General features: G+C 70.4%; 14 protein-coding genes. 7 read left to right on the plus strand and 7 right to left on the minus strand.

Annotated elements, in window-relative coordinates; translation table 11 throughout:
* The first annotated feature begins 25 nt into the window (after positions 1–25).
* A complete protein-coding gene (locus KALB_RS10825; RefSeq protein ID WP_025355741.1) occupies positions 26–934 on the plus strand; it encodes a choline/ethanolamine kinase family protein in 909 nt (302 codons plus the stop codon).
* On the plus strand, positions 931–2442 hold the full coding sequence (locus KALB_RS10830; RefSeq protein WP_025355742.1) for an amino acid permease: 1512 nt from the start codon (positions 931–933) through the stop codon (positions 2440–2442). The genes KALB_RS10825 and KALB_RS10830 overlap by 4 nt, the downstream gene beginning before the upstream one ends.
* Before the next feature lie 160 nt (positions 2443–2602).
* On the opposite strand, the gene KALB_RS10835 is transcribed toward KALB_RS10830, so the two are convergent.
* A complete protein-coding gene (locus KALB_RS10835) occupies positions 2603–3457 on the minus strand; it encodes an alpha/beta fold hydrolase (protein ID WP_236650218.1) in 855 nt (284 codons plus the stop codon).
* 41 nt (positions 3458–3498) lie between these two features.
* The gene (locus KALB_RS10840; protein ID WP_025355744.1) at positions 3499–3717 is read right to left on the minus strand and encodes a hypothetical protein; all 219 of its coding nucleotides are present in this window, start codon (positions 3715–3717) and stop codon (positions 3499–3501) included.
* 138 nt (positions 3718–3855) lie between these two features.
* On the opposite strand from KALB_RS10840, the gene KALB_RS48465 reads away from it, so the two are divergent.
* Genes KALB_RS48465 through KALB_RS10860 form a run of 4 tightly spaced genes read left to right on the plus strand, consistent with a single transcriptional unit; the run spans position 3856 to position 6417 of the window.
* Positions 3856–4773: an LLM class flavin-dependent oxidoreductase gene (locus KALB_RS48465; RefSeq protein WP_042220317.1), complete on the plus strand. Its 918-nt coding sequence runs from the start codon at positions 3856–3858 to the stop codon at positions 4771–4773.
* Positions 4774–4805: 32 nt separating this feature from the next.
* Positions 4806–5234, plus strand: coding sequence for a hypothetical protein (locus KALB_RS10850; protein WP_025355746.1), 429 nt, complete (start codon positions 4806–4808; stop codon positions 5232–5234).
* Positions 5228–5458: a helix-turn-helix transcriptional regulator gene (locus KALB_RS10855; RefSeq protein WP_025355747.1), complete on the plus strand. Its 231-nt coding sequence runs from the start codon at positions 5228–5230 to the stop codon at positions 5456–5458. Before KALB_RS10850 ends, KALB_RS10855 begins: the two co-directional genes overlap by 7 nt.
* Positions 5455–6417 (plus strand): NAD(P)-dependent alcohol dehydrogenase, encoded by a 963-nt coding sequence (locus KALB_RS10860; protein ID WP_025355748.1) that lies wholly within the window; start codon positions 5455–5457, stop codon positions 6415–6417. Before KALB_RS10855 ends, KALB_RS10860 begins: the two co-directional genes overlap by 4 nt.
* Positions 6418–6786: 369 nt before the next feature.
* On the opposite strand, the gene KALB_RS10865 is transcribed toward KALB_RS10860, so the two are convergent.
* A complete protein-coding gene (locus KALB_RS10865) occupies positions 6787–8622 on the minus strand; it encodes a ricin-type beta-trefoil lectin domain protein (protein WP_236650219.1) in 1836 nt (611 codons plus the stop codon).
* A 324-nt stretch (positions 8623–8946) separates the two neighbouring features.
* Here KALB_RS10865 and KALB_RS10870 point away from each other — a divergent pair, with 324 nt between their 5' ends.
* On the plus strand, positions 8947–9150 hold the full coding sequence (locus KALB_RS10870; protein ID WP_025355750.1) for a cold-shock protein: 204 nt from the start codon (positions 8947–8949) through the stop codon (positions 9148–9150).
* Between the two features lie 64 nt (positions 9151–9214).
* Here the strand turns inward: KALB_RS10870 and KALB_RS10875 are convergent, their stop codons facing one another.
* The 4 genes from KALB_RS10875 to pcaDC are packed head-to-tail and all read right to left on the minus strand — an operon-like array spanning position 9215 to position 12511.
* Positions 9215–9604, minus strand: coding sequence for an SCO5389 family protein (locus tag KALB_RS10875; protein ID WP_025355751.1), 390 nt, complete (start codon positions 9602–9604; stop codon positions 9215–9217).
* Positions 9605–9612: 8 nt separating this feature from the next.
* Positions 9613–10569, minus strand: coding sequence for an ATP-binding protein (locus tag KALB_RS10880; RefSeq protein ID WP_025355752.1), 957 nt, complete (start codon positions 10567–10569; stop codon positions 9613–9615).
* A 55-nt stretch (positions 10570–10624) separates the two neighbouring features.
* Complete coding sequence (locus KALB_RS10885; RefSeq protein ID WP_025355753.1) at positions 10625–11404, minus strand: IclR family transcriptional regulator domain-containing protein; 780 nt, start codon at positions 11402–11404, stop codon at positions 10625–10627.
* Positions 11405–11428: 24 nt separating this feature from the next.
* Positions 11429–12511 (minus strand): bifunctional 3-oxoadipate enol-lactonase/4-carboxymuconolactone decarboxylase PcaDC, encoded by a 1083-nt coding sequence (gene pcaDC / locus KALB_RS10890; RefSeq protein WP_025355754.1) that lies wholly within the window; start codon positions 12509–12511, stop codon positions 11429–11431.
* Positions 12512–12513: the final 2 nt, after the last annotated feature.

Raw genomic sequence — 12513 nt, forward strand, 5'->3', positions numbered from 1 at the left:
CACCTCGGTGAGAGGGGGGCGATCGGTGTCCGTGACGGTCGAGGCGGTGCTCGCGCAGGTGCCCGAGTGGGCCGGTCGGCGCGTGGAGTGCGTCCCGATCACCGGCGGGCTCAGCCACCAGGTGCTCAGCGTGCGGACCGGGGACCAGCGCTACGTGTTGCGGCTGCTGGACCCTGCCGTCAGCCTGGCGGGCCTTGGCGTGCCCATGGAACAGGAGATCGCGAACACCGTGCTGGCCGCCGAGACCGGCGCCGGTCCCAGGGTCGTGCGCGTGCTGCCCGAGCACAGCGCACTGGTGCTGGAGTACGTCGACGGCGAAACCCTGTCCGCCGCCGACGTCCCCCAGCACATCGAGGGCATCGCGCTGGCCTGCCGCCTGTTGCACTCCGGCCGGGCCTTCGGCAACGAGTTCGAGGTCTTCGCGAAGTTGGCGGAACTGGCCGGGTTGTGCCGGGCGCACGACCTGGGCCTGCCCGAGGGCTTCGAGCAGCGCCAGCCCGAGATCGACGCGCTGCGCCGGGCGCTGGCCGCACACCCGTTGCCGAAAGTGCCGTGCCACAACGATTTGCTCGCCGAGAACTTCCTCGCGCAGGACGACCGGGTGCGCATCGTGGACTACCAGCTCAGCGGGATGAACGACCCCGGCTTCGAGCTGGGCGACATCGCCGCCGAGGCGCAACTGGACCCGGAGCAGACCGAACGGCTCGCGCGGGCCTACTTCGGCGCGGAACTGACCGGGGCGCTGGTGGCCAGGGTCCGGTTGTACGCGCTGATGTCGGACTACACCTGGACGTTGTGGTTCCGCATCCACCACGGCCTGTTGCCGAGCAAGGCCGGGGACTTCGACTACGCCGCCGAGGCCGCGGGCAAGTGGGGCCGCGCGCTGGCCGTGCTGGACGGCCCCGAGTACGGGAGGCTGGTGGCGGCGGTATGACCGTGCGGGACCCAGAGTCCGATGCCGACGCCGAGGCGCTGGCGGCACTTGGCTACAAGCAGGAGCTACGTCGGACCTGGAGCGGGTTCTCCAACTTCGCGATCTCCTTCTCCATCATCTCGATCCTGTCCGGCTGCTTCACCACCTTCGGCCAGGCCTGGAACAACGGCGGCCCGATCGCCATCTCCTGGGGCTGGCCGGTGGTCTCGGCCTTCATCCTGGTCATCGGGCTGTGCATGGCCGAGCTGGTCTCGGCCTACCCCACGGCGGGCGGCATCTACTGGTGGGCGGCCACCCTGGGCCGCCCGGTGCACGGCTGGTTCACCGGCTGGCTCAACCTGGTCGGGCTGATCGCGGTGACCGCCTCGGTGGACTACGGCTGCGCCACCTTCGTCTCCCTGCTGATCGGCCTGCTCGACCCGGGCTGGCAGGGCGACCTCGGCCAGATCTTCCTGATCTTCGTTGTGGTGCTGGTGCTGCACGCGCTGGTCAACATCTTCGGCAGCCACCTGGTGGCCCTGCTCAACAACGTCTCGGTGTACTGGCACGTGCTCGGCGTGGCCGCCGTGGTGGCCATCCTGGTGTTCGGCCCCAGCGAGCACCAGAGCGCTGCCTTCGTGTTCACCGAGCGCATCAACAACTCCGGCTTCTCCGAGGGCTCGTTCTGGTTCTACGTGCTGCCACTGGGTTTCCTGCTCACCCAGTACACGATCACCGGGTTCGACGCCTGCGCACACGTGTCGGAGGAGACCAAGGGGGCCGCCCGCACGGCCGCGCGCGGGATTTGGCAGTCCATCCTGTACTCCGCGATCGGCGGCTGGGTCCTGCTGCTGTCCTTCCTGTTCGCCGCCACCCACGTGGACGAGATCAACAAGCAGGGCGGGGCGGTGGGCGCGATCTTCACCACCGCGCTGGGCACCAAGCTGGCCGTGGCCGTGGTGGCGATCTCCGCCATCGGCCAGTTCTTCTGCGGCATGAGCTGCGTGACCAGCACCTCGCGCATGGCCTACGCGTTCAGCCGGGACCGCGCCGTGCCCGGCCACCGGCTCTGGTCCAGGCTCAACGCCAACCAGGTGCCGGTCAACGCGGTGATCGGCGCCTGCGCCGCCGGGCTGGTGCTCACCCTGCCCGCCCTCTACAAGAGCTCCGCGGGCGTGCCCACGGCGTTCTACGCGGTGGTGTCGGTGGCCGTGATCGGGCTGTACCTGGCCTTCCTGATCCCGATCGCGCTGCGGCTGCGCGCGGGCGCCTCGTTCCGGCCGGGGCCCTGGACCCTGGGCGGGCGGTACCGGTGGATGTGCTGGGTGGCGATCATCGAGATCGTGGTGATCTCGGTCTACTTCGTGCTGCCCACGGTGCCCGCGGGGGTACCCGGCGACCCGGCGTTCAGCTGGACCTCGGTGAACTACGCCCCGCTCGCCGTGGGCGGCCTGGTGCTGCTGATCGCGCTGTGGTGGGCGCTGTCGGCCCGCAAGTGGTTCACCGGGCCACGGCGCACGGTGGACTAGTGCGGTGTCCAAAACTCCTCGTCGGGTGATTTCGCGGTCCAGGTGGATGGATCGGCGTGCCGCCCTCGCGTCTTCATACTGGTTGTATGGGGGCGCGGGGGCGGTGCGGCGAGGCGCCGCCTGGGCGCGGAAGGACCGGCGAGGGTTGCCGGACACCGCACTAGGCCACCACCAGGCGCCTGATCTCCTCGACGATGATCTCGGGGTCGGTGATCGGGACCATGTGGCCCGACTCGCGGGCGCAGACGTGCCGCCCGTGCGCGGACTGCCGCGCGCGGAACGCGTGGGCCTCGGTGATGGCCGCCAGGGCGGTGGCGTTGATGCCGGTCGAGGTCTGGCCCGCGGAGATCACGGTGAGCGGGACCTCGGCCAGGTCCACCGGGTGGTCGAGCAGGGCTCGCAGGTCGGGGACCACGGAACCCAGTTCGGCGGCGCGGGTGCGGATCGCCTCGACGGTGAAGCCCTCCGCGACCATGTCCGCCCGCGCGTCGGCGGGCAACTCGTCGGTCATCCAGCGGAAGGTGCGCCCGAGCAGACCGAGGCGGGCGAGCAGGGCGCTGCCCACCTGGCCGATCCGCTCCGCCCTGCGCACGGACCTGGCGAAGAGCAGCTCGCAGGACTCGTCGGTCGGGTCCACCAGCACCAGCCCGGCGATGCGCCCGGGGTCGGCCGCCGCGGCGATGCGCACCACCGGCCCGCCCCAGCTGTGGCCGACCAGCACGAACGGGCCGGGGCCGAGGTGGTCGAGCAGGTCGCCCAGGTCCTCGGCGAGGCGGCGCAGCGGGCGCGGCCGCGGGTCGGCGGGGCTGCGGCCCAGGCCCGAGCGGTCGTAGACCACCGCGTTCGCCCACTGGGCCACCTCGAGCTGGACCAGCGCCCAGTACGAACGGCTCGCGGCGAGCCCGCCCTCGAACACCACCGTCGGGCTGCCCGCCGGGCCCTGGAGCCGCATGTGGTGCAGCTGCCTGCCGTCCCGGGTCCGCGCGAGGCCCGACTCTCCCTGACTGTGTCCCACCACGACCACCCCTCCCGTCGGTAAGGGTAGCCTAAGTTCGATCAGGCGTAACCGGCCAGCCGCAGGCACTCCGGGCAGTGCTCGCCGCCGCTCGCGCCACCGGCCTCCGATGCGGTCAGGCTGCGGCACAGCGCGAAGGTCAGGCTCTGGTTGCGGATCTGCATGCTGTCGGCGTGCACGGCGACGGCGTGCCGCAGTGGCCGGAAAACGCCCGGCAGCCACTCCACCTCCAGTGCCAGTGGTTGGTGCAGAACGCTCATCGGGTTCCCCTCACGCGCAGGGTGCTGGCCGTTGTGAAATCTAGTGCGCTGGGCCATTCGGAGTCTTGACTATGCGTGCACGGGAAGTTGTCTGCGGGTGACTGGCACGAGTCTAAAATTTAGGTAAGGCTAACCTTCATGACTGACTCCGTGTGTCTGGGCGTCTCGCTGCCGACCTTCGCCGCCCGCGCCGAGGACATCCCCGACATCCCCGAACACGCCCGACAGATGGAGCTGGCCGGACTCGACGCCGTCTGGGCCGGTGACCACCTCAGCACGGGTGCGCCCTTCCTGGAGAGCACCGTCGCCCTGGCCGCTGCCGCCGCCGTGACCTCGCGGATCCGGCTCGGCTTCGGCGTGCTCCTGCTCGCCATGCGCCAGCAGGCGTGGGCCGCCAAGCAGATCGGCTCGCTGCACCACCTGTCCGGGCGTCGCGTGCTGCTCGGCGTGGGCGTCGGCGGGGAGAAGCCCGGGGAGTGGCCGCCCGCGGGCGTGCCCTTCGCCGGGCGGGGCGCGCGCACCGACGAGCTGCTCGCCGCGTTGCCCGACCTGCTCGGCGGGCGTGACACGCCGCTGCGATCGGTGCCCGGTGGGCCGACCGTTCGGCTCGAACCGGCGGTGCCCATGCCGCCCGTCTGGATCGGCGGTGTGTCCGAGCGTGCCCTGTGCCGCGCGGTCGAGCACGGCGTGGGCTGGCTGTCCTCCTTGCTGGAGCCGGACGAGCTGGCCGTTCGCACCGCTGCCCTCGCCGAGCTCGCCGCGGCGCGCGGCGTGCCCGCGCCTGCCGTCGGCACGACCTTGTTCGCCGCGCTGAGCGAGGACCCGGCCGACCATGCACGGTTGGTCGGATTCCTCTGTCACCTCACGGGATTGCCCGCGGAACGCATGGAGCGGTTGGTGGTGAGCGGGTCGCCCGCGCGCGTGGCGGAGCGGGTCGAGGAGTACATGCGGGCCGGGGCGGGCACGTTCGTCGTCAACCTGTCCGGCGCCCAGCGGTTCGCGCAGTACGAGCGGCTGGCCGAGGTCCGCGGGCTGCTCGATGTCAAGAATGTTTGACACCATGTCTGGTCTGTTTTACATTTCCTCGCGTGGCCTTCGAGGAGAAGCGAGCGTGGATCATGCTGGTGGTCAGCGTTCTCGCCTACGCGAGTTACCTGATCACCGTGCTCGGCCGGGCGGGTGGCGCCCCGCTGGTTGAGGTGCCCTACGCGGCGGCCCTGCTGTGGACCGTCGGCGGGGCGATCGTGGCCGCGATCGTGCTGCACGTCGTGGTCTCGGTCGTCTCGCCGGAGGGCGCCAACCAGAAGGACCAGCGCGACCGGGAGATCGGCTGGTTCGGTGAGCGCATCGGCCAGTCCTTCGTGGTCGTCGGCGGGGTGGCCGCCCTGCTGATGTCCCTGGCCCAGCTGCCGCACTTCTGGATCGCCAACGCCGTGTACCTGGCGTTCGTGCTCTCCGCGGTGCTGGGCTCGGTGGCCAGGATCCTCGCCTACCGCAGGGGACTGCCGCAGTGGTGAAGCCGACCCGGGTCACCAACTCGATCCGCGCGCTGCGGTTCCAGCACGGGCAGATGACGCAGGCCGAACTCGCCGACCGGATCGGCGTCACCCGGCAGACCGTCATCGCCATCGAACAGGGCCGCTACTCGCCCTCGCTGGAGATGGCCTTCCAGATCGCGCACGTGTTCAAGGTCCCGCTCGACGACGTGTTCCAGTACCCCGACGCAGGAGGCGCACCGTGAAGGCAGTCGTGCAGGACCGTTACGGGGAAACGGATGTGCTGAGATGCTCCGATGTGGACAGACCCGAGCCCGGTCCTGGGGAGGTGCTCGTGCGGGTGCACGCGGCCGGGCTGGACCCCGGGGTCTGGCATCTCATGACCGGGCTGCCCTACCTGGTGCGCGCCATGGGGTACGGGCTGCGCGCGCCCAAGGTCCGGGTTCGGGGCAGGGAGTTCGCGGGGCGGGTCGAGGTGGTCGGCGCGGACGTGACCGGTTTCCGGCCTGGCGACGAGGTGTTCGGCATCTGCGACGGAGCCTTCGCCGAGTACGCGCGCGCCCGGCAGGACAAGCTCGCGCCCAAGCCGGTGAACCTGGACTGGGAGCAGGCCGCCGCCGTGCCCATCTCGGCGACCACTGCCCTGCAAGCCCTGCGCGACAAGGGATCCGTCCAACCGGGTCAGCGCGTGCTGGTCATCGGTGCCGCGGGCGGCGTGGGCACGTTCGCGGTGCAACTGGCCAAGGCGTTCGGCGCGCACGTGACCGGCGTGTGCAGCACGGGCAAGGTGGACCTGGTCCGCTCGATCGGTGCGGACGAGGTCGTCGACTACACCCGTGAGGACTTCACGGGCCGGTACGACCTGGTCCTGGACACCGCGGGCAACCGGCCGCTGCCGCGCCTGCGGCGGGCCCTCACCCCGAAGGGCACCCTGGTGATCGTCGGTGGCGAGGGCGGCGGGCGGCTGTTCGGCGGGGTCGACCGCGTGCTGCGCGCGGCGCTGCTCAATCCGTTCGTGGGCCAGCGGCTGCTCGGGCTGGTCGCGGCCGAACGCGCGGCCGACCTCCAGTCGCTGCGGCGGCTCGTCGAGTCCGGTGCCGTCACACCCGTGCTCGACCGGACCTTCCCGCTCGGCCAGGTCCCCGCCGCGATCCACCACCTCCAGTCCGGCCAAGCCCGCGGCAAGGTCGTCATCACCGTCTAACCCCGAGCGCCCCAAGCCCCCCGCGAGTCCCGCCCACCGGTCCGCGAGTCCCGCTTTCTGGCGCGCGAGTCCCGCTCACCTGCCCGTGAGTCCCGCCCTGCCGCCCGCGAGTCCCGCTCTCTGGCGCGTGAGTCCCGCCCACCGGCCCGTGAGTCCCGTTCTCCGGCGCGCGAGTCCCGCCCACCGGTCCGCGAGTCCCGCTGACCGGCCCGCGAGTCCCGTCCAGCCGCCTGCGAGTCTCGTCCACATGCCCGTGAGTCCCGCCCAGCCTTGATCAGAGACCACCGCTGAGCGGGACTCGTACTCCGGTGAGCGGGACTCAAGCGCGGGAGAGCGGGACTCGCGTAACCCAGGGCGGGACTCGCGGGGTCAGATCGGGAGGGTCCAGGTCTGGTTGGCGGATCCGGTGCAGTCCCACAGTTGCAGGCGTGTGCCGTTGGCGGAGCTGTTGCCGGTGGCGTCCAGGCACTTGCCCAGTGCGCGCAAGCCGCCGCCGCTGGCCGTCCACTGCTGGGCCGCCGTGCCGTTACAGTCGTAAAGCTGGACCTGGGCGCCGTTGACGGAGCTGGCGTTGGCCACGTCCAGGCACTTGCCCAGTGCCTGCACGGTGTTGCCGCTGACGGTCCACTGCTGGGCCGCGCTGCCGTTGCAGTCGTAGAGCTGCACGGCCGTGCCGTTGGCGGAACTGCCGCCCGCCACGTCCACGCACTTGCCCGCGACGCCGGTGATCCGCCCGCCGGTGGCACCGCCCGAACCCTGCGAGCCGCTCCAGGTGAACGTGGCCGAGGTGGCCGCTGGCAGGGTGTAGCTGAACGACTGGTTGCCCCAGTTGACCCGCAGGTTCTGCGAGCTGCCACTGCCGTTGTAGGCCACCAGCGCCTTGGAGCCGTCCGGGTTGCGCCAGGCCACGTTGCGCACCGCGGAGTTGTCGGTGGAGTCGATGCGCACGGCGCCGGGCTTGACGAACCTGGTCAAGTGGCCCATGTCGTAGTACTCCACGGTGTAGTCGACCTGCCCGCTGCGCGAGTCCCCGTTGTGCACGGTGATCAAACCGGTGCAGGTGCCGCAGCCCCCGTTGTGCGGGCCCATGTTCTGGTCCACCGCCAGGCTCCACTTCACCACGCTGCGGCCCCAGTTGCGGGTGTAGTCGATGATGTTGTTCATGTCCTCCTGCTGCTGGTTGCCGATCCAGGTGCCGCCGGAGTGCTCGGTGTCGTAGGCGTTCATCGACGGGTACTGGTCGTGCACCGTGGTCTGCTGCCCGACGTTGCCGCCGTAGCCGTGCCAGGCCATGCCGCCGAACAGCGGGTCGTTGCGCACGGCCGAGTCGTCCACGGTGGCCGCGGCGTAGTTGCCGTAGGTGTCCCAGTTCCAGTCCAGCGCGAGCACCTTCGTGGACAGGTTCGCCGAGTGCAGCGCGGGCAGCAGGTCGTTCTTGGTGAAGTAGGCCAGGCCCGAGCCGTTCCAGGACATGGACGGGTAGCCGTTGCAGCAGGTCGGCTCGTTCTGCACGGACACGTAGTCCACCGGCACGCCCTGCGCGGCGTAGGCCTGGAGGTACTTCACGAAGTACTGGGCGTAGGCGCCGTAGTACTGCGACTGGAGCCAGCCCTGCACCAGGTTGTCGTTGTCCTTCATCCAGCCGGGGGCGGTCCACGGGGAGCCCATGACCTTCAGGTTCGGGTTCAGCGCGCGGGCCTGCTTGGTCAGCGGCACCACGTCGGCCAGGTCGTGCGCGATGGAGAACCTGGCCAGCCCCGGATCGGTCTGCCCGGCGGGCACGTCGTCGTAGGAGTAGCTGTACCGCGCGAGGTCCGAGGCGCCCATCGGGTTGCGGACGAAGCCCAGCCCGATGCCGTCGACCGGGTCGAACAGTTTACGCATGGTGGCCTCGCGGGTGGCCGGGGACAGCGCCCCGCTGGAGTTCATCAGCCAGGCCGCGGTGTCGGTGAACGAGGCACCGGCTCCCTCGAACTGCTGGTAGGTCATGTTCTCGTTGACGGTGACGGTCTGACCGCCCGAGCCGGTGCCCGGGGTGAAGCTCACCGGGCTCTGCTGCTGGAGGCCACGGGTGAGGCTGCGGCCACCCGAGTCGTTGGTGCTGGTCAGCCAGATGTTGACGGTCTCACCGGCCGCCTGGGCGGGCGCGGGCAGGGCCAGTGCTGATGCGGTGAGCAGGAGCGCGACGAGCAACGGTGATCGCACGGGGACACCTCGTTCCAGCAGGGGTGGGAACGGCGTGGCGGCTTATTTCGCGATCCGATTTAAGTCGTGAACGGGCCGGTGGTCAAGGGTGAGTTGTGGGGGCGGTCACACCCACATGGGTGCGGGCCTTCACGGTCGGTGCGGCGGTGTGGTTCACTGTGCGCGGTCGCATTCTGTGTTCGTGTCGTATCCACGCTCGCGGAACGAAGTCGCGGGCGGTAAGTCCTTCCTCGCAGGGAACCGGGCGAAGTCTCCGTCCCGTGATCAGACCCGTCGTGTCGCAGCTGCGGCACGGTGTGATGACCTGTTTGAGGAGATAGTCAAGTGGCAGAAGGCACCGTCAAGTGGTTCAACTCGGAGAAGGGCTTCGGCTTCATCGCCCCCTCCGACGGTGGCGCCGACGTTTTTGTGCACTACTCGGAGATCCAGGGCAACGGCTTCCGTAGCCTGGAGGAGAACCAGAGGGTCAGCTTCGAGATCGGCCAGGGCACCAAGGGCCCGCAGGCCATGGGCGTCCGCGCCCTCTGAGCTGCAGACTTGAGGTGACGGGGTCCGCCGCGGTCGTGGCGGACCCCGTTCTTCGTACCCGCTCTCAGCAGTCCCGCAGCTCAGGGCTCTGGTTGAGCAGCTGACCCCGCGGTGAGACGAACGCCCGGTACCGGTCGCCGTCCACCGCGTCGGGCCGGAACGCGGCTACCCGGTGGCAGTTCTGGAACGCCAGCCGCACCCCGAGGTGCCGCTCCAGTCCGCCGCGGATCGCGTCGGAGGCCAGCGCCCGCAGCAACTGCCCCCGCTCCGCCTCGCTGGGCGGCGGCACCTCGTGATCGGCGAACTCGGTGTCCGGGTCCACCTGCCTGGCGACCCCGCTGATCACCGTCCAGGCGTACGGCAGCGAATCCCGCACGCAGGCCACGAACTCCTCGTCGGCCACCTCGCCCCGCTCGGCACGCGCCAGCAGTTCGGTGGGCACATCCAGGGACATCGGTCCTCCTAGTTGGTCGGCGCCAGCAGTGACAGCGCCTGTGGTCCTGGCACGAATTCGGGATCGACCTGCGCGGCCAGCCCGGGGCCCGCCCACTTCTCGGCGTAGCGCAGGTGGAACTGCACGGCCTGGCGCTGGTACCGGCCCCAGTCCTTCGGCGCGGCGTCCAGCAGGTCGCGCACGGCCGCCAGCGCCGCGAGGTTCTCCGGCTCCAACTCGGTCACCGGCCGGTGCTGCCCGCGCTCGGCCGCGCGCACGTGTGCCGAACGGCCCATGCAGCCCAGCAGGTCGGCGCCGACCTGCTCGCGCAGGAACAGCTCGTCCTCGGCGTCGCAGACCTTGTTGCCCAGCACCGCCAGCCGCACCTCGTAGTCGCGGGCGTAGTCGCGGTACTGCCGGTAGACGCCGACGCTGCGCAGGGTCGGCTCGCACACCAGCACGGTCAGGTCGAAGCGGGTGAACAGGCCGGAGGCGAAGGAGTCCGCGCCCGCGGTCATGTCCACCACCACGTACTCCTCCGGCCCGTCCACCAGGTGGTTGAGCAGCAGTTCGGCCGCACCGATCTTGGAGTGGTAGCAGGACACGCCCAGGTCGTCCTCGGCGAACGGGCCGGTCACGGCCAGCCGCACGCCGCCGTGCTCGCGCACACACTCGGCGTAGACCGGGTTGTCCTCGACCACGCGCAGCAGGCGGGAGCCCCGGCCGGGCGGGGTTGTCTTGATCATGGCCTCGGCGGAGGCGATCCGCGGGTTGTCCCCGCGCAGGTACTGCTTGATCAGCGGCAGGCGGGCGCCCAGAGCGGCGCCGAGCGAGGGCTCGGGAAAGCCCAGTGCCGCGGCCAGGTGCTGGTTGATGTCGGCGTCGATGGCGAGCACTGGCCGTCCCAGTGCGGCCAGGTGGCCGGCGAACAACCCGGACAGGGTCGTCTTGCCGCTGCCGCCCTTGCCGACGAAGGCGATTTTCACCGCCTTATCGATACTGGTTTTCAGTATCGACGACAAATCGCGCGCGGGGCATGCATCAGCTGCCCGCGCGCAGGTCCTCCTCGATCAGCCGCGCGGTTTCCAGCAGATGCGGCAACAACTCCTCGCGGATGGTCTGCGAACTGCCGCGGCTGGCGTGCGCGGAGACGTTCACCGCCGCGATCACCACCCCGTCCGCGTCGTGCACGGGGGCCGCGATGGAGCGCAGGCCCTCCTCCAGTTCCTGGTCGACGAGGGTCCAGCCCTGCTGTCTCGTCTCTGCCAGCACCGCGCGGAGCCTGCCGGGGTCGGTGATCGTGCGCGAGGTCAGCGGGCGCAGTTCGGTCTTGTCCAGGTACCGCTCCAGCCACGCCTCCTCCTGCGCGGCGAGCAGCACCCGGCCCATGGAGGTGGCGTAGGCGGGGAACCGGGTGCCCACCGCGATGCTCACCGTCATGATCCGCTTCGTGGGCACGCGCGCGACGTACACGACCTCGTCCCCGTCCAGCACGGAGACCGAACTGGACTCGTGCACGGTGGCCACCAGCCGCTCCATGTGCGGCTGCGCCACCTCGGGCAGGGACAGGCTGGACAGGTAGGCGTAGCCCAGTTCCAGGATGCGCGGGCGCAGCGCGAACAACCTGCCGTCGGTGCGCATGTAGCCCAGCTCCACCAGTGTGTGCAGGAACCGGCGTGCGGCGGCCCTGGTCAATCCGGTGATCTTGGCTACCTCGCTGAGCGTCAGCTCGACGTGTTCGGAGTCGAAGGCGCGGATCACCGCCAGACCCCGCTCAAGGGACTGGACGAAGGCTGATCCGCGTTGCTGTTCCTCGCTCATTGAGGCCGTACTCTAGCCGACCGATCACTCGTCCTGAGTGGACAACACTTGCTGTGCAACGCGAAACGCTCGATTGGCTGCGGGTACCCCGGCGTAAACTGCCACCTGCAGTAGTACTTCCTTGATCTCTTCACGACTCAGTCCCACGCGCAGGGCCGCCCGGACGTGCATCGCGAGCTCCTCCTCGTGGCACAGCGTGGCCAGCATCGCCAGGGTGATGCAGCTGCGGGTGCGCCGGTCCAGGCCGGGGCGGGTCCAGATGTCGCCCCAGGCGTAGCGGCCGATGAACTCCTGGAAGTCGGCGGTGAACTCGTCGGTGGCGGCCAGCGCGCGGTCCACGTGCGCGTCGCCGAGCACCTGGCGGCGCACCGAGGTGAAGTGGTCCACCAGCAGGGCGGTGGCCTGCTCGGCGGCCTGCACGGTGGCCAGGTGCGCCGCGGGCAGGCGCGCCAGCCGGGCGCCGGGGATCGCCTCGGCCAGCGCCCGTCCGTGCGTCGGGGGAGTGGCCGGGTCCCGGTCGCCCACGAGCACCAGGGTGGGCGCGCGGATGCCCGACACCAACTGGGTGAAGTCCAGTTCAGCGAGGGCCTCGCAGCAACTGGCGTACGCCTCGTCCTCGGTGCCGGCCAGCATCGCGGTGAACTCCGGCGCGAGATCCACCCGCTCGGGGGTGAACCAGCGTGCGACCACCTGTTCGGCGATCGAGGCGGTGCCGTGCTCGCGCACCGCCGCCGCACGGTCCAGCCAGGGCTGAGCGGAGTCGAACTTCGCCGTGGTGCAGCACAACGCGAGCCGGTCCACCCGTTCGGGTGCGGTGGCGGCCAGCCACATGCCGACCATGCCGCCCAGTGACAGCCCGCAGTAGGACACCCGCTCCAGCCCCAGCACGTCCAGCAGTGCGAGCACGTCGGCGCCGAGTTCGTCCACTGTGTACGGTCCCGGCGGCGCCACCGAGCCGCCGTGCCCGCGGTGTTCGTAGCGCAGCAGCCGGAAGTGCTCGCCCAGCGCGGGAACCTGACGGTCCCACATGGCCGAGGTGGTGCCCAGCGAGTTGCCCAGCACCAGCACCGGCCCCTCGGTCAGTCCCGACCAGCTGTACCTGATCATCC

The sequence above is a fragment of the Kutzneria viridogrisea DSM 43870 genome (assembly GCF_000525635.1).
Classification (GTDB): Bacteria; Actinomycetota; Actinomycetes; order Mycobacteriales; family Pseudonocardiaceae; genus Kutzneria; species Kutzneria viridogrisea.

Bases quoted from the DNA above. Each gene is read 5' to 3' on its own strand.
- KALB_RS10830 (WP_025355742.1), top strand. From the start codon at position 931: ATGACCGTGCGGGACCCAGAGTCCGATGCCGACGCCGAGGCGCTGGCG.
- KALB_RS10840 (WP_025355744.1), bottom strand. From the start codon at position 3,717: ATGAGCGTTCTGCACCAACCACTGGCACTGGAGGTGGAGTGGCTGCCG.
- KALB_RS48465 (WP_042220317.1), top strand. From the start codon at position 3,856: ATGACTGACTCCGTGTGTCTGGGCGTCTCGCTGCCGACCTTCGCCGCC.
- KALB_RS10875 (WP_025355751.1), bottom strand. From the start codon at position 9,604: ATGTCCCTGGATGTGCCCACCGAACTGCTGGCGCGTGCCGAGCGGGGC.
- KALB_RS10885 (WP_025355753.1), bottom strand. From the start codon at position 11,404: ATGAGCGAGGAACAGCAACGCGGATCAGCCTTCGTCCAGTCCCTTGAG.
- pcaDC (WP_025355754.1), bottom strand. From the start codon at position 12,511: ATGATCAGGTACAGCTGGTCGGGACTGACCGAGGGGCCGGTGCTGGTG.